This window comes from Clostridium formicaceticum, assembly GCF_001854185.1.
Classification (GTDB): Bacteria; Bacillota; Clostridia; order Peptostreptococcales; family Natronincolaceae; genus Andreesenella; species Andreesenella formicacetica.
Genome location: NZ_CP017603.1, coordinates 596,637 through 613,438, shown reverse-complemented (window position 1 = coordinate 613,438; position 16,802 = coordinate 596,637). Strand labels below are relative to the sequence as shown.

14 protein-coding genes and 1 riboswitch are annotated in these 16,802 nt (G+C 36.2%); of the genes, 11 read left to right on the top strand and 3 right to left on the bottom strand.

Annotated features, from left to right (window positions below; translation table 11 throughout):
* The first annotated feature begins 23 nt into the window (after positions 1–23).
* From serC to BJL90_RS02705, 5 genes are all read left to right on the top strand, one after another.
* Positions 24–1,109: a 3-phosphoserine/phosphohydroxythreonine transaminase gene (gene serC, locus BJL90_RS02725; RefSeq protein ID WP_070964057.1), complete on the top strand. Its 1,086-nt coding sequence runs from the start codon at positions 24–26 to the stop codon at positions 1,107–1,109.
* Positions 1,110–1,499: 390 nt separating this feature from the next.
* Positions 1,500–2,630: a BMP family ABC transporter substrate-binding protein gene (locus BJL90_RS02720; protein WP_070964056.1), complete on the top strand. Its 1,131-nt coding sequence runs from the start codon at positions 1,500–1,502 to the stop codon at positions 2,628–2,630.
* A gap of 21 nt (positions 2,631–2,651) precedes the next feature.
* Positions 2,652–4,196, top strand: coding sequence for an ABC transporter ATP-binding protein (locus tag BJL90_RS02715; protein ID WP_070964054.1), 1,545 nt, complete (start codon positions 2,652–2,654; stop codon positions 4,194–4,196).
* Positions 4,177–5,286 (top strand): ABC transporter permease, encoded by a 1,110-nt coding sequence (locus tag BJL90_RS02710; protein WP_070964053.1) that lies wholly within the window; start codon positions 4,177–4,179, stop codon positions 5,284–5,286. The genes BJL90_RS02715 and BJL90_RS02710 overlap by 20 nt, the downstream gene beginning before the upstream one ends.
* Entirely contained in the window at positions 5,283–6,236 is a 954-nt protein-coding gene (locus tag BJL90_RS02705; protein ID WP_070964051.1) for an ABC transporter permease, read from the top strand. The genes BJL90_RS02710 and BJL90_RS02705 overlap by 4 nt, the downstream gene beginning before the upstream one ends.
* 279 nt (positions 6,237–6,515) lie before the next feature.
* On the opposite strand, the gene BJL90_RS02700 is transcribed toward BJL90_RS02705, so the two are convergent.
* Positions 6,516–6,803, bottom strand: a complete 288-nt coding sequence (locus tag BJL90_RS02700) for a putative quinol monooxygenase (protein WP_070964049.1) — start codon at positions 6,801–6,803, stop codon at positions 6,516–6,518.
* A 408-nt stretch (positions 6,804–7,211) separates the two neighbouring features.
* A riboswitch (cyclic di-GMP riboswitch) is annotated at positions 7,212–7,297 on the top strand.
* 92 nt (positions 7,298–7,389) lie between these two features.
* Here BJL90_RS02700 and BJL90_RS02695 point away from each other — a divergent pair.
* The gene (locus BJL90_RS02695; protein ID WP_070964047.1) at positions 7,390–9,372 is read left to right on the top strand and encodes a methyl-accepting chemotaxis protein; all 1,983 of its coding nucleotides are present in this window, start codon (positions 7,390–7,392) and stop codon (positions 9,370–9,372) included.
* Between the two features lie 142 nt (positions 9,373–9,514).
* A complete protein-coding gene (locus tag BJL90_RS02690) occupies positions 9,515–10,114 on the top strand; it encodes a nitroreductase family protein (RefSeq protein WP_070964045.1) in 600 nt (199 codons plus the stop codon).
* Between the two features lie 95 nt (positions 10,115–10,209).
* On the opposite strand, the gene BJL90_RS02685 is transcribed toward BJL90_RS02690, so the two are convergent.
* Both BJL90_RS02685 and BJL90_RS02680 read right to left on the bottom strand, forming a co-directional pair.
* Positions 10,210–12,108, bottom strand: coding sequence for a heavy metal translocating P-type ATPase (locus BJL90_RS02685; protein ID WP_070964043.1), 1,899 nt, complete (start codon positions 12,106–12,108; stop codon positions 10,210–10,212).
* A 35-nt stretch (positions 12,109–12,143) separates the two neighbouring features.
* Positions 12,144–12,410, bottom strand: a complete 267-nt coding sequence (locus tag BJL90_RS02680) for a metal-sensitive transcriptional regulator (protein WP_070964041.1) — start codon at positions 12,408–12,410, stop codon at positions 12,144–12,146.
* 344 nt (positions 12,411–12,754) lie between these two features.
* Between BJL90_RS02680 and trxA the strand changes: the two genes are divergently transcribed.
* From trxA to BJL90_RS02660, 4 genes are all read left to right on the top strand, one after another.
* Entirely contained in the window at positions 12,755–13,081 is a 327-nt protein-coding gene (gene trxA / locus BJL90_RS02675; RefSeq protein WP_070972924.1) for a thioredoxin TrxA, read from the top strand.
* A gap of 349 nt (positions 13,082–13,430) precedes the next feature.
* The gene (locus tag BJL90_RS02670; RefSeq protein ID WP_236905012.1) at positions 13,431–14,024 is read left to right on the top strand and encodes a TetR/AcrR family transcriptional regulator; all 594 of its coding nucleotides are present in this window, start codon (positions 13,431–13,433) and stop codon (positions 14,022–14,024) included.
* Between the two features lie 190 nt (positions 14,025–14,214).
* Positions 14,215–16,296, top strand: a complete 2,082-nt coding sequence (locus tag BJL90_RS02665; protein ID WP_070964039.1) for a chemotaxis protein CheA — start codon at positions 14,215–14,217, stop codon at positions 16,294–16,296.
* Positions 16,297–16,310: 14 nt separating this feature from the next.
* The gene (locus tag BJL90_RS02660; RefSeq protein ID WP_070972921.1) at positions 16,311–16,799 is read left to right on the top strand and encodes a chemotaxis protein CheW; all 489 of its coding nucleotides are present in this window, start codon (positions 16,311–16,313) and stop codon (positions 16,797–16,799) included.
* The last annotated feature ends 3 nt before the right edge of the window (positions 16,800–16,802 follow it).

The following is a 16,802-nucleotide window of genomic DNA, read 5'->3' as shown; positions in this document are numbered from 1 at the left end:
CATTAAAGGAGGAAGCTTGTTTTATGGGAAGAATATATAACTTTTCTGCAGGACCAGCAGTATTGCCAGAAGCGGTGTTGAGGGAAGCTGCAGAAGAGATGTTAGACTATCGGGGTACGGGTATGTCAGTGATGGAGATGAGCCATCGCTCTAAGGCTTTTGAAGAAATTATTGCAGATGCTGAAAAAACATTAAGAGAGCTAATGAATATTCCAGATCATTATAAGGTACTGTTTCTGCAGGGGGGGGCATCTCAACAATTTGCAATGATTCCAATGAATCTAATGAAAAATAGAGTTGCAGACTACATTCATACAGGGCAATGGACGAAAAGAGCCATCGCTGAAGCAAAAATGTATGGAAAAGTAAATGTTATTGCTTCCTCAGAAGATAAAACTTTTTCCTATATCCCAGAGGTAAAGAATTTGAAAATTTCTGATGATGCAGATTATATTTATATATGTCATAACAACACAATCTATGGAACAAAATACAATGCGCTTCCAGAAGTTGGAGATAAACTATTAGTAGCTGACATGTCATCAGACATACTATCTGAGCCAGTAGATGTATCTAAATATGGGGTGATTTTTGCAGGTGTCCAAAAGAATATTGGGCCTGCAGGCGTTGTGGTGGTCATCATTCGTGAAGATTTGATTACAGAGGATGTATTACCGGGTACTCCAACGATGTTAAGGTATAAGATTCATGCAGATAACGATTCATTATATAACACGCCGCCAGCCTATGGCATATATATATGTGGTAAAGTATTTAAATGGATCCAAAATATAGGCGGTCTAGCTGCTATGAAGAAAATTAATGAAGAAAAGGCCTCTATATTATATGACTATCTTGATTCCAATAATATGTTCAAAGGAACCGTTGTAAAAAAAGATCGGTCTTTAATGAACATACCTTTTGTCACTGGTTCGGAGGAATTAGATGCTAAGTTTGTAAAAGAAGCCAAAGCACTGGGCTTTGAAAATCTAAAAGGTCATAGAACTGTTGGCGGTATGAGGGCCAGTATATATAATGCCATGCCAATAGAAGGTGTTGAAGCTTTAGTTGATTTTATGAAAAAATTTGAAAGAGAAAATAGAAGATAGAAAAAGGTTAACGACAATCTCCCTTATGCTTAACGCTTTAGCGATAGATATGAAGGGAGATATTTTTATGAACACAGGCATGTTCTAATAATTTTATTAATTTTCTGAGAAATTTGTTGAAAAAAATCATTTTATGGTTTAAAATGGTAATATTATAACATGAACTTTGTGAATAAGATAACATATAAATATACGCCTATTTAAGGGCGTATACCTGTAAGTGGACAAGTTGTGTTAATAGGTCTGTTTCATAAAAGAATGAATACATATATAGACTGCAGACTATATAAAAGGAAAATAAATATAGCTGTGTTTTGACAGGTATGTGATCATTCTAAGATGAAACTGGCTTTATTATATGGATGTTTTTATAATATGGGGGGGAACCAAATGAAAAAGAGTAAAAAAATATGGGCATTGTTTTTAGCAGCAGTACTAATTTTTACTGTTGTGGGATGCAGTTCAAATGAAACAGCAGGTGGAGATGATACTACTACAGGTACCGAGGATTTTAAAGTAGGGGTAATTCATATCGGAGATCCTGCTGAAGGTGCAGGCTATACTTTTGCTCATGATCAGGGAATTGTACAGATGCAGCAAGCATTAGGTTTATCTGATGCGCAGATTATCCGTAAAAACAATATTGCTGATGGTGATGCAGTTGCTACAAGAACTGCCATTGAAGAATGCATTGAAGAAGGTAGCAAAATTATTTTTGGTACAAGCTGGGGTTATATGGATACTATGGAAGAGATGGCGGAAGAATATCCAGATATTGTTTTCTCACATGCAAGTGGATATAAGAGCAACGGTAAAAATTTCAACAACTATTTTGGCCGTATCTATGAAGCTCGTTACTTATCAGGAGTTGCAGCAGGTTTGAAAACAGAAACAAATAAGATTGGTTATGTAGCAGCGATGGGGCAAGATAACTCAGAGGTTACAGGAGGAATCAATGCTTTTGCAATGGGGGTTGAATCTGTGAATCCTGATGCAAAAATTTATGTAAAGGTTACAAACACATGGTTTGATCCTACTTTAGAAGGACAGGCAGCAGAAGCTTTGTTAGACCTTGGTGCTGATGTTATTACCCAACATCAAGATACTACTGCACCTCAGCTTGCAGCCCAAAGTAGAGGTGTGTGGAGTGTTGGCTATAACTCTGATATGACAAAAGATGCTCCAAAGGCCCATCTAACAGCACCTATTTGGAATTGGGGGGTATATTATACACAGGCAGCAAAAGCTGTTATGGAAGGAACTTGGACAGCTGAAAATTACTTTGGTGGTATGGCAGAAGGTATGGTGGACATTTCTCCTCTTTCAGAGAATTGTGCAGAAGGTACAGGAGAAAAAATTGATGAAGCAAAGGCTAAGATTGTAGATGGTTCATTTAAAGTATTTGAAGGTGAGCTTTATGATAATCAAGGAAATAAAGTTTGTGAGGAAGGTCAGGTTCTTACTGATGGAGAGATTACAGGTGCTATGAACTGGTACTATAGAAATGTTATTGTAGAATAAGATAACTGGGCAGGTGGCAGCGTGAACAAGAAGACAGCGATTGAACTAAAAGAAATCACAAAAACCTTTGGAACGGTAATAGCAAATAATAAAGTAAATATATCTGTCAAGCAGGGTGAAATTCTTGCCCTGCTTGGCGAAAATGGTTCTGGAAAAACAACGATTATGAACATGCTGTCAGGTATTTATCGTCCTGACAGCGGTTCTATTTTTGTGAAGGGGCAAGAGGTGATAATCAATTCACCAGAAGATTCTGCAAAACTAGGAATAGGAATGATTCATCAGCACTTTAAATTGGTCGATATCTTAACAGCAGCGGATAATATTATCCTAGGATCAAAAGAAAAAAGGGTGTGGTTATCAAAATCACGATTTCAAAAGATTGGGGAAATCAGTGAAGCCTTTGGACTGGAAATAGATCCCCGAAAACATATCTATAATATGTCGGTTAGTGAAAAACAAACAGTAGAAATTTTGAAGGTCTTATATCGCAATGCAGATATTTTAATTTTAGACGAACCTACTGCTGTTTTAACACCACAGGAAATCACTGGTCTTTTTGATATTTTACGACGTATGCGGGATAATGGTTGTGCAGTGATTATCATTACCCACAAACTAAATGAGGTTTTAGAAATCAGTGATAGAGTAACTATTCTTAGAAAGGGAGAGAGTGTTGCTACTGTTAATACAAAAGAGACCAATGCGAAGGAATTGACGGAACTGATGGTTGGACGTGCAGTTGAGTTATCCATTGAACGTCCTAAAAATAATTTTCAAGAAAATTTATTGGAGATTCACCACTTGACGGTGGAAAATCAGGAAAATATCGAGGCGCTTAAAGATATCAGTTTTCAGCTAAATAAGGGAGAAATTCTTGGTGTAGCAGGGGTTGCAGGAAGTGGTCAGAAGGAGTTATGTGAAGCACTGGCAGGATTAATCCCTGTAAAAAAAGGGGCAGTTCTTTATCGTAATGAAAACATTGTGGGCATGAGTCCACACGATATTATAAAGCTGGGGATCAGCATGAGTTTTATTCCTGAGGATCGTCTTGGTATGGGGCTTGTAGCTTCTATGGGTATGATAGACAATATGCTTCTAAAAAACTATCAAAATAGTAGAAGGGGACCTTTTATCAGCAAAAAGTCCGCAAGAGAATTGGCAAAAAGGCTGGTAGAACAGATGCAAATTGTAACCCCCAGTATAGAGACTCCCGTAAGACGATTGTCGGGGGGGAATGTACAAAAGGTATTGCTTGGTAGAGAGATTGAGTCTGACCCTAATGTGTTAATTACTGCCTATGCTGTCAGAGGCCTTGATATTAATTCTTCCTATGCCATATATGATGCTTTGAATGAACAGAAGCAAAAAGGTGTTGGTATATTATTTATCGGAGAAGACTTGGATGTAATGTTGGAGCTGTGCGATAGGATTATGGTCTTGTGCCATGGAAGGATAACAGGAATCGTAGATGCAAAATCAGCCACAAAAGAACAGATTGGTTTAATGATGGCGGATGCAGTTTTGGATAAGGAGGAAATAAAGTATGAGCAATACTGCGGATAAGCTACCTCGCCGTGAACCGTTGATTAGGATTGCAAAAAGAGAGGAATTACAAGGAAAGCAGGTTGCTCTGTTGTACATACTAGCATTTATTGCAGCAATTATTACAGGAGGGTTGTTTTTGTTTTTGTTGGGCTTAAACCCAATAAAAGCTTATATAACGATTATAGACGGAGCGTTTCGAAGTAAAATAGCAATTCAAGGGACTGTAAGAATTGCCATCCCTCTTTTGATTAGCTCACTTGGGATTACACTGGCATTTAAAATGAAGTTTTGGAATATTGGTGCAGAGGGACAAATCATTATGGGGGGAATCTTTGCCACCTATTTTGCGTTGTTTCACAGCGACTGGCCTCATGGTATATTAATTGCTGTCATGCTGGTTGCAGGCATGGTAGGAGGCGGATTATGGGCATTGATTCCAGCCTTTTTTAAAACAAAGTTTGGAACCAACGAAACTTTGTTTACGCTGATGCTTAACTATATCGCTTTATATATGATTAAATATTTGACAGAAGGACCATGGCTTGATCCAAATGCTGGAGGTTTTCCTAAAATTGCATCCTTTCATGCTAATGCAAGACTCGATAGAGTATTTGGTGTTCATGCGGGATGGGTGATAGGATTAATATTTGTTGTTTTTATTTTTATTTACCTAAAATTCTCAAAGCATGGCTATGAAATTAGTGTTGTTGGAGAAAGTCAGAATACAGCAAAGTATGCGGGAATCAACGTTAAGAAGGTAATCATGCGCACAATGTTTTTAAGTGGAGGTATTTGTGGGATAGCAGGCATGGCACAGGCAACAGGTGCTGCTTACACACTAAGCGAAGGAATAGCAGGGGGTGTGGGCTTTACCGCTATTATTGTAGCCTGGTTGTCCTATTTGAATCCAATCTTAATTTTAGTTGTAACCATATTATTTAGTATTTTAGAAAAAGGATGTAGTGTTATGCAGAGCGCATTTGGTTTATCAGCTGCAGTATCTGCTATTCTGCAAGGGATTATTTTGTTTTTTATTCTTGGGTTTGATTTCTTCCGAAAATATCAATTTATTTTCCGTAAAAGATTAAAAGGGGGACAGACTTCATGATGCTGGTTAATTTTTTGTTTGCTGCAGTTAAAGCGGGAGTGCCTCTTCTTTTTGGAACAACAGGGGAGATCATGAACGAAAAAGTGGGACATCTCAACCTGGGGGTTGAAGGTATGATGTTTATGGGGGCCTTTAGTGGTTTTTTTGTTGGATATCATACCGATAATGTAATACTTGCTTTGCTAGCTGCTGTATTAGCAGGAATGTTCGGAGCGTTAATCTATGCTTTCCTTACAGTGACGATGATGGCAAATCAAAATGTAACAGGACTTACCTTAACGATTTTTGGATCAGGCTTTGCCAGGTTCTTTGGAGAAATTATGATTGCTAAGTCTGTGGATGGTTCTCCAAAGCTATCTACTAGGTTTGTAGCAGCCTTGAGTGAAAAAACCATACCTGTCTTAGGGGAGGTTCCTGTCATAGGAAAGCTATTGTTTTCTCACAATCCTCTAGTATACCTTTCTGTGATTATCGCTATTGTATCCGGTATTTATATTAAGCATACGAAGGCAGGCCTAAATATGCGGGCGGTGGGCGAGAATCCGGCTACCGCAGACGCAGCAGGGATTAATGTCACCTTAGTAAAATATGTACATCTTCTAATAGGCGGTGGTATCTGTGGATTAGGCGGTGCTTATCTGTCTTTAATCAACGGTGGCGGTGTTTGGAATAATAATTCTGTCAATGGACAAGGTTGGATTGCTGTAGCACTAGTTATATTTGCAAGCTGGAGTCCAGTGAAGGCTATTTTAGGTTCTCTGATATTTGGCGGCTTTAGCATTCTTCAATTTTACATCAAAAAAAGTATGATTCATCTGCCAAATGCTTTTTATGTGATGCTTCCATTTTTGATTACTGTTCTTATATTGATTATTACTTCTATGCAAAAATCCAAAAAACATGCGCAGCCTGCTGCTTGTGGTGAAAATTATTTTAGAGAAGAAAGGTAAGATCGCAAAGCTAAAGAACCTAATTTACAGTAAAATACTACCTGGTTGCATGGCAAAAGACTCATTTATTTCGGCTATACAAAAATAATGAGTCTTTTATTTTATTATAACATTATAGTATTCAAAACCAGCTAATTTAAATCTTAATATAGTTGAAATTATCATAATTTAGATGGCTAGATGTCAAAAAGTAAAAATAAAGACACCCAAAGTTTGGTGTCTTTATTACTTATAAATTTTAAATTAAGAAATTAATTAATTATTTATATAAAGATGTGATTAAAATTGCTTTAACATTGTAACTTCAATAGGTTTGCTTAGAAGTTCATCAGATTTTTCTGCAAAGACAGCTTTAAAATGAGGACTTTCAGCGTGATAATCTAGAGCAGCTTGATCTACATATTGTTCAAAAATAATAATTTCTGCGGCGTTTTCTACGGAAACATGAGGAATATAGGTGATACAGCCTGCTTCCTCCCGCGTGATTTTTGTTAAATGCGTGATTGCTTCAACTAGTTGAGCTTCTTTCCCTGGTAAGGCAGTAATTTTGGCAATTAAAGAAACCATTTTATATCCTCTCCTTAATTTAGATTTTGAGAATTAGGGTTGCACTAGATGTTTATATTTTATTATACCATATAGTGGATAAAAGCATAGTGAATTAAAAACAAAATTAAAAAAGGAGAACTTTTTTAAACATTTGAGTAATATAAATTGCAAACAAATTTCGACAGGCTTATGAGATATTTTAAGTGATTTCGTCGAATATTTCAGCAGTTTGTCGAACATTTAAGAAATGTACAAAAAAAACAGTATAATGAAACTATAGACAACTTAAATAGAAAAACGGTCGTATGCAAATGTAACCAAGTTTAAGTGAAAACAAGGTAAAGTGATGAAAATTAAAGGGGTAGGGAAAGAACAACTAGACAAAAAAATGGAAAAAGTAATCTGCTATCAGCTATAGTAGTTAATATATGAAAAGGGCAAACTTATTGAAAGGTAAGGACGCAAAGCCAAGGGCCTAAGTTCTGAAAGTAACATGGCAGCCGGTTGCATAAAATTATTGTTGTACACCCTTTTATCTAGATAAGTTAAAGATAGAAGGGTTTTTGTTAGATTCAACCAAAATAACTAAAATGGAGGCATTAAAATGAAAAGTATTAAAACAAAACTGATTCTTTATTTTTCTACCTTAATTTTATTATCATCTATTGCTTTGGGGGGGATTTCCATACAAAGAGCCAGCAAATTTCTTGCTGAAGAAGCTGAAAAAAGTTTGGCTTCCCTAGCATTTGAAGCTTCGAGACTAGCGGAGAGTCGTGTCGAAATTCAAAAAAGCACCTTGGAAATGATAGCAGCAAGGACAGACATCCAAAGCATGAACTGGGAGGAACAACAGTCTGTGTTGAAAAGGCAAGTGGAAAGAACAAATTTTTTTGATCTTGCTGTTGTCCACCCTGATGGCACAACTTATCATTTAGATGGTACAACAAGTCAGTTAGGAAATACAGACTATATAAAAAGAGCTCTAAAGGGAGAGGTAAATGTATCGGACTTGTTGGTTATTGAAAATAGACCTATTTTAATGTATGCTGCCCCTATTGAGGAGAAAGGTCAAGTAGTAGGCGTTTTAGTAGGTTATAGAGAGGGAATTGCTTTAAGTAATATTATAGAAGACACTGGTTATGGTAATGGTGGCTATGCGTATATGATCAATCGCCAGGGGACAATCGTGGCTCATCCGGAGCGTGATAGAGTATCGGATCAGCATAATCCAATTCAAGAAGCACAGTATGATGAAAGTGAAAAATCTGTAGCAGCACTCTTTGAGAAAATTTTAGAAGAAAAGACTGGCATCAGCAGCTATACGCTTGAAGGAAATAGTCTATATGCTGGGTATGCGCCTATCGAAGATACTGATTGGATCGTAGTTATTACTGCCAATGAGGAAGAGGTTTTATCTGCAGTTCCTTCATTACAAAAAGCTATTCTATTGTTTACGGTGATTGTTTTGCTAGTAAGCATAACGATTGCGTATTTCATTGGTAATTCCATAACAAAACCGATCATTAAAACGGTACAACTTTCAGAAAAGATAGCAAGTTTAGATATTACAGGAGATATAACGGGGGATCTTCTTCAAAAGAAAGATGAGATTGGGGTATTATCAAAAGCACTGCAAAGCATCACGGATAGTCTTAGAGAAATTACTAGGGAAATGAATCATTCCTCCCAACAGGTAGCTGCTGCTTCAGAAGAACTATCTGCTACATCGCAACAGTCAGCAGCGGCCGCTGAAGAAGTATCAAAAACAATAGAAGAAATAGCCACCAGCGTTGCTAATCAAGCGGAAAGTACAGAAGAAGGTTCCTCAAAAGCTATTTTACTAGGGAAGACTATAGAAAAAGATCAGATATCTATGAAAAATTTAAATGATTCTTCCAATAAGGTAGCAGAAGCAGTTGATAAGGGATTAAAAGAAATTAATAATTTATTAAAGATAACAGAAGAAAGTAACAGTGCAACAAAAGAGATTTATGACGTTATCTTAAAAACCAACGATAGCTCTAACAAAATTGTAGAAGCCAGCAGTGTAATTGCTTCTATAGCAGAGCAAACGAATTTATTAGCTTTAAATGCTGCTATAGAGGCAGCAAGGGCAGGAGATGCAGGGAGAGGATTTGCAGTAGTAGCTGAAGAGATTAGAAAATTAGCAGAACAATCAGCCGCTTCTACAAAAACCATCGATGGTATCGTTGCCGAGTTGCAAGGTAATGCTGAAGATGCTGTAAAGACAATGGAAAGGGCAGTCAGTATATCTAAAGAGCAAACAGATAGCGTAAATAGCAGTAAAGACAAATATATGTTAATAGATGAGGCAATGAAGGGTGCAGAAAAAGCCATGGAGGAGTTAAACCTTTCAGCCGATGAGATGATAAAGATGAAAAATGAGATACTGAACACCTTACAAAATCTTTCTGCTATTGCAGAAGAAAATTCAGCAGCTGCTAAACAAGCTGCAACATCTATGGAGGAACAGACTGCTTCTACAGAAGAGATTGCAAGTGCCAGTGAGAATCTATCAAATTTAGCACAAAATCTACAGGCAGTGATTGAGAGATTTAAGATGTAAAAGCGTAAATAGCTACACTAGGAGATGAAATAACTTATGTATACAGACTGCTAAAACAGCAGTCTGTTTTTGAATAAAAGAATTGATAATGGGTAAAAAATAAACAAAGTTATAGAAATAAAAAAGTTTGGAGGGAACATAAATGAGTAAAGATTTTTATACATCAGTAAAAGATAGACGTTCTATTTATGGTATTGATAAAGAAACAGTTGTTTCCGATGAAAGAATATTAGAAGTAATTCAACACGCAGTGGAGCACACTCCTTCAGCATTTAATTCTCAAAGTGGGAGAGTGGTACTGTTATTAGGGAAAGCACATGATCAATTATGGGATATAACTAAAAAGATTCTGAAAGAAATTGTTCCCGAAGAAAATTACCCTCAAACAGAAGAAAAAATCAATAGTTTTCGTAATGGTTATGGATCAGTTTTGTTTTTTGAAGACCAAAATATAGTAGCAGGTCTCCAAGAAAAATTTCCTGCCTATCAGGAAAATTTCCCTATTTGGTCTCAGCAAGCTTCTGGCATGTTGCAATATGTTGTTTGGACATCTCTAGAAATTGAAGGTTTTGGCGCTTCCTTGCAGCATTACAACCCTCTTATTGATGATGAGGTGAGGAAAACTTGGAATATTCCAAGTCATTGGAAACTCATTGCCCAGCTTCCTTTTGGGAAACCAACTGCTGCTGCAGGAGATAAGGAAATTCAACCACTGGAGGAAAGGGTGAAGGTATTTAAATAGATAAAGATGTAAGAAGCAAAAAATGCTAAAAACAATAGTTAAGAAACTGATGATAAAATGATTTCTTCTTAACTATTGTTTTTTAAAAATAAATACTAAGCTTTTAGTTTTAATAATGTTGTGGAGTTCATGACAACTACAATGGAACCTAAATTATGTACTAGGGCACCAACTACGGGATTAATCATCCCTAACATAGCAAGGATAATCGCTGCGATATTAATGAACATGGCTAAAAAGATATTGACTACAATTTTTCTAAACACTTTTTTTGATAGAGTGATTAGTTCTGGGACCTTACTGATATCATCTGACATTAAAGCGATATCAGCGGTTTCAATTGCTACATCCGTACCTAATGCACCCATAGCAACCCCAACATTAGCTATGGCCAATGCAGGTGCATCGTTGATGCCATCTCCAATCATACAAACCTTTTTTTGATTCTCCAGCTGCTTTTCAATAACCTTTACTTTATCTTCTGGTAACTGTTGAGAATAAACTTCATCAATTCCCACCTTTTCAGCGATAAAAAGGGCTGTATTTTTATTATCTCCTGTTAATAACAAAAGATCTTTGATACCTATCTTTTTCAACTGCTTCATGGTATTTAATGTATGATCTTTGATTCTATCAGCTACGGTGATGAGTCCAACAGCCATATCTTCGATAGCAATATTCATTACGGTTTTCCCTTGACTTTCGTAAAAAGTTATTTTCTTTTCATATTCCTGCGAAATTTTAATATTATTTTCTTGAAGTAGCTTTAGATTACCCACCAATACCTTTTTTCCTTGTATAGTGGAAAGAACACCCTGACCTAGTTCAATTCTGAAGCTATCAGGATCAGGAATATCTAAAAGTTTTTCTTGGGCTTTCGCATAAATAGCTTTGCCTAGAGGATGCTCAGAAAACTTTTCAGCAACTGATGCTGTTCGAAGAAGAAAGTCTTCTGTATAATTTTCAGAAATGCTAATAATATCTACAACTTCTGGTTTCCCCACCGTGATTGTGCCAGTTTTATCAAAGGCTATGGTATCTACTTTTCCCATTTTTTCTAAGGCCTCTCCACTTTTAATAAGGATTCCTCGTTTTGCAGCATTACCAATACCCGCCACAATGGCAGTAGGGGTAGCTAGAACTAAAGCACAGGGACAAAATACAACTAAAATGGTAACTGCTCTTGTTATATCCTGTGTGAAAATATAGGTCAGTAGAGATAGCAACAAAGCTAAAGGAACAATAACATTAGCCATTTTGTCAGCAATCCTAACAACAGGTGCCTTTTTCTTTTCCGCATCCTTTACTAAACGTATTAACTTGGATAAAGAAGTATCTTCCCCAACTTTGGTAGCCTCCACCTCGATAGCGCCTAGTTGATTTAGTGTGCCTATGTAAACTTCATCACCTACTGTTTTATCAACCGGCATAGATTCTCCAGTAAGAATAGATTGGTTAATTGTAGACATTCCATGGGTGATGATGCCGTCCACAGGAATTGCTTCGCCTGGTTTTATTAACAACAAATCCCCTACTTTCACATCACTGGCAGGTATCTTCATTTCCCCTGATGCTGTCCTAATGGTGGCGGTTTGTGGCGTTAAGTGAATGAGTTTTTTAATGCCCTCCTGGGCCTTTCTAACAGTTCTATCCTCTAGTATTTCACCCAGCATCATAATAAAGGCTATTTCCCCCGCTGCAAAATACTCTCCTATTGACACAGAAGCTATAAGGGCAATGCTAACAAGCAACCCAGCTTTTATATCAAATTCTTTTATTATTCCAATGGCTGCTGAACGAAGTATGGGACTACCACTAATAATAATACTCACCCAAGCTGCGTCAAAGGGTAGTATATTTTCAAACCACCCAAACCAGCTGATGATAAGGAATATACCGGATAGCGTGGTTAGAGTAATCGTTCTATACGCTTCATCAAAAAAATACCTTCTAAAATACACAGTGTTTGACTTATTTACATTTAAAGCATTCATATGGATATCCCCCTTATCACATTCACAATGTAGTTTTAAATAAACTTACTGAGAGCAGATTTTAATTTTTTTATCGTTTCCTCCTCTTTGCCTTCTTTAATCCCATTGATGACACAGCCTTTTAAGTGATCTTCTAAGACAATCTGACCAACTCTGTGTATGGCAGATTCAATAGCAGCTATTTGCGTAAGGATATCTTCACAAGGCCTTTTTTCTTCTACCATCTTTTTAATACCTTTCACATGACCTTCTATTTTTGACAGTCGATTACAAACACTTTTTATATCATAACAATCAGCCAAGGTTTCACCTCCTTTATATCCCCTATCCCCCCATGGGGCATGATTAAATTGTAATTCATTATCCAATAAGTGTCAACACTGATAAAGTATAATTATACCTAAAAGAAAAAGCTAGGAAACTTATTCTCTTTCTTCGGTCTATTGCTAAGATTCCTCTAAATTTAATCTCATTTTATTACTGTAGTTGACAAGGTTTAAATTATATGATATATAAATATTTGAAATCTTATAAAAACAAAAAATTATATATCTATAACCTAAGCATTACATAGTGTAATTTAATTTTATAACTGGATTAAGAAGAAAGTTTCTAAAAACTATAAGAAAAGGAGCTGAGAAAGATGTTGTTAGAAGTAGATAAAGATAATTTTCAAGCAGAAGTGCTAGAAGCTGATGGCTTTGTTTTGGTGGATTATTGGAGTGAAAGCTGTGAGCCCTGCAAAGCCTTAATGCCTTCTATCATAGAACTGGCGGAGAAGTACAAAGACAATATGAAATTCTGTAAATTAGAAACTACAAAGGCTAGAAGACTTGCTATTAAGGAGAAAGTGCTGGGCCTACCTACAATTGCTGTTTATGGCAGAGGTGTAAAATTAGAAGAATTAACAAATGAGAATGCTACGCCTGAAAATATCGAAGCAATGATCAGGAAGTTTATCTATTGGGATTAGTAGAAGTAATTTTTCTTGAAAAATTAAATATTTTACTGGATTTATGCAATGCTTAGAATTTTTTCGCTGGAAGGCCTTTTAGCATTGTAAATCCTTGGAATAAAACAAGGGTGTATATTTGAGTTTTGCCACTACATTAATTCATTGTACAACTGAATTAAACTTTTTTTATCTGCCTTATTAAGAAATAAAGGACTTGTGTTCGAAACACAAGTCCTTTATTTTTTAATAATATACAAATTTTTACGTAATAAAAGAAAAAAATACAATAATTGACAAAAAATGTTTCCCCATGTACAATAAATTTAAAGAGAGTGAGTAGTTACTTACTTCGGAGGTGAGATACATATTGGAATTGTTACACAGAAAAGAAAGAATTATTCTCTCTACCATTGAAGTGATAGATGAGTATGGCATACAGGGGTTTTCAACCAGAGAGGTAGCGAGAAGACAAGGGATATCAGAAAGTACTATATTCAAACATTTTGGAAGCAAAAATCAGTTAATTCTTGCGGTGTTAGATCATTACTCGCAATATGATGAAGATATTATTAAATCTATTGAGCTCAAAAAAATAAGAGGGGTTGAAGCGATTAATTACTTTATACAGGCTTATACTACCTATTATGAAAACTATCCTGCGATCACAGCTATTACACAAGTATACGATATATTGAACAATAATTCTGAGCTGGCTGGAACAATAAAGAAAATTTTTATTACTCGTATTAAGGCAATGGAGAGGTTCGTCAGGGAAGCGCAAGAAGAAGGGGCTATCTCTTTTGATGTCGATGCTGAAAAGTTAGCAATAATAATGGTTGGTTCTTATAGAACAATCTGCTTAAAGTGGCGGATGGAGAGATATAGTTTTTCTCTAAAGGAGCAAGTTCTATCAACATTAAAAATGATTTTAGATGTTTTTATTAAGTACGCTGCAAATTAATTTGTAAATAAAATGAAACGTAATTTTAGTGTTAACTTAAGCCATAATTTGTCATCCTGAGGGGAGCAAAGCGGAGTCGAAGGATCTTAGAATTAAGAAAATGACAGTGCATGAGGGAATTTTGGAAATAACAAGGTTAAGTTAATGCTTGTGATATAGATATAAAAAATAACGCTAGGGGGCGATTGTTTTGTCCGATCAGTCTTATTATGAACCTATGTTGGACATGTTTATATTCGAAACCGTTCAGCTTATAACACAGCTTGAGCAGTCCATTTTATGTAGTGAAAAGGCAAGCTGTTATAACGAAGCTGATATTAATGAAATTTTTCGTATCATGCACACCATTAAAGGTTCTTCTGCCATGATGTTATTTAATAATATTTCTGCACTTGCCCATTCTATTGAAGATCTATTCTTTTTTTTGCGGGAAGAAAAGCTTCAGCAGCTTGATTGTTCTATGCTTTGTGATTTAGTCCTAGAGGGTGTTGATTTTATTAAGGTAGAAATAGAAAAAATCAAAAATGGGGATGATGCGAATGGCGACGCATCGATCCTTATTGGTAATATAGAGGATTTTTTAGCGCTTCTAAAACAAGAGAATTCCTTTTCGCAAGTTGAAGAAGTACAGAAAAATGCTGATAGAAAGCAGCAATACTATATTCGACAGGAGAAGATAGCAGCTCCTTTTAATACCAATGTGTTTCGAGCAATCATACACTTTGAGGAAGGTTGTGAAATGGAAAACATACGGGCCTATACTGTGATCCACAATATTCAGGAGATCACGCAAGAATTTTGTCATTTTCCACAGGACATTATCGACAATAATAATAGTAGTGAAGTGATTAGAGAAAAGGGTTTTAAACTTTTGTTAAAGACAAATAAAACTTATGAAGAAGTGTATGAACTTCTTATGCAGACCATCTTCCTTAAGGAATTACAGCTTACCGAGCTACAGGACGATGAAGAATTTTATTCCTCTGTAGAACCTAAAAATATTCTATTAGAGGACCAGGTCATTAAAGTACCAAAGTTGCAGGAAAAAGAGACAAAAAACACTGCTACACAGCAAAACATGATTAGTGTAAGTGTGACAAAGTTAGACAAACTTATGGACTTAATGGGAGAAATGGTGATTGCAGAGGCAATGGTTATACAAAATCCTGATTTGCGAGATTTGAATCTTGATAATTTTCATAAAGCTGCAGCGCAGCTTCATAAAATCACCAATGAGTTGCAGGATGTGGTGATGTCGATTCGCATGGTGTCTCTTTCGGCTACTTTCCACAAAATGCACCGTATTGTGAGGGATATGTCTAAAAAGCTTGATAAGGAAGTCGTTCTGGAGATTATTGGTGAAGAGACTGAAGTAGATAAAAATATTATAGAGCACATTTCTGACCCTTTGATGCATCTTGTACGAAATGCTATTGATCATGGTATTGAGACCCCTGAAGAAAGGGAGAAAAAAGGTAAAGCACCACGGGCTATTGTCACACTGGAAGCGAAAAATGCTGGCAGTGATGTGCTGGTTATCGTAAAGGATGATGGAAAGGGCTTGAATAAACATAAAATTCTTCAAAGAGCGAAAGAAAATGGACTATTATCTAAGGTAGAAGACGAAATGAGGGATAGGGAAATCTATAATCTCATATTGTTGCCTGGTTTCTCTACCAAAGATAGTATAACAGAATTTTCTGGTAGGGGTGTGGGAATGGATGTCGTGACGAAAAACATTGAAACGATTGGTGGTTCTATATCCGTAGACAGTATAGAGGACAAAGGCACGATAATTACCTTAAAAATTCCCATCACTTTAGCAATCATAGATGGCATGAACATTAGAGTAGGTACTTCCAGGTACACCTTACCCATCATGAATATTAAGGAATCCTTTAGGCCAAAAGAGGAGGATATTATAAAAGACCCTGATGGCAATGAAATGATTATGATTCGAAGCCAATGTTATCCAATTCTTCGGCTTCATCAGATATATGGTCTAAAAACGGAAACGGAGAAGCTCACTGAAGGAATTTTGATTATGGTGGAGCAGGATGATAAAAGCGTATGTATTTTTGCAGATGAACTATTAGGTCAGCAGCAGGTGGTTGTCAAACCACTTCCTACCTACATAAAAAACATTAAAAAGATTGGAGGATTGGCGGGATGTACATTGCTAGGGGATGGGAACATTAGTTTGATTCTTGATATAGCAGGTCTTATTAACTTCAAGCGCAAAGGGAAGGATGAGAATAATTTTATAAAATGAGAGGGGATGTAGGGATGGCAGAAAATTTAGCGCAGGAAATCGCAGAGGAGGATACCCAAAAGGATAAGTTTCTAACATTTTCTTTAGGAAATGAATTTTATGGAATCGATATAAAGTATGTTATTGAAATCATAGGAATACAACTGATAACAGAGATTCCACAGCTTCCTGAGTATATCAAGGGAATTATTAATCTAAGGGGCAAGATCATTCCCGTGATGGATGTAAGACTTCGATTTAAAAAACCCTTCCGAGAATACAATGATAGGACTTGCATTATCGTTATTGACGTTAAGGATATATCCGTAGGAATGATTGTTGATACTGTATCAGAAGTGCTTTCTATTTCTGAAGAGAATATTCTTCAGCCGCCCCAGTTAAATGGAGAGAGCAATAAATATATTAGAGCAATAGGGAAGGTAGATAGCGAAGTAAAGCTTATCTTGGACTGTGATGAACTTTTAAGCAATGAAGAAACAGAAAACCTAGCAAGTATTCAATAATTC

Bases quoted from the DNA above. Each gene is read 5' to 3' on its own strand.
- serC (WP_070964057.1), top strand. From the start codon at position 24: ATGGGAAGAATATATAACTTTTCTGCAGGACCAGCAGTATTGCCAGAA.
- BJL90_RS02720 (WP_070964056.1), top strand. From the start codon at position 1,500: ATGAAAAAGAGTAAAAAAATATGGGCATTGTTTTTAGCAGCAGTACTA.
- BJL90_RS02710 (WP_070964053.1), top strand. From the start codon at position 4,177: ATGAGCAATACTGCGGATAAGCTACCTCGCCGTGAACCGTTGATTAGG.
- BJL90_RS02705 (WP_070964051.1), top strand. From the start codon at position 5,283: ATGATGCTGGTTAATTTTTTGTTTGCTGCAGTTAAAGCGGGAGTGCCT.
- BJL90_RS02700 (WP_070964049.1), bottom strand. From the start codon at position 6,803: ATGGTTTCTTTAATTGCCAAAATTACTGCCTTACCAGGGAAAGAAGCT.
- BJL90_RS02695 (WP_070964047.1), top strand. From the start codon at position 7,390: ATGAAAAGTATTAAAACAAAACTGATTCTTTATTTTTCTACCTTAATT.
- BJL90_RS02690 (WP_070964045.1), top strand. From the start codon at position 9,515: ATGAGTAAAGATTTTTATACATCAGTAAAAGATAGACGTTCTATTTAT.
- BJL90_RS02685 (WP_070964043.1), bottom strand. From the start codon at position 12,108: ATGAATGCTTTAAATGTAAATAAGTCAAACACTGTGTATTTTAGAAGG.
- BJL90_RS02660 (WP_070972921.1), top strand. From the start codon at position 16,311: ATGGCAGAAAATTTAGCGCAGGAAATCGCAGAGGAGGATACCCAAAAG.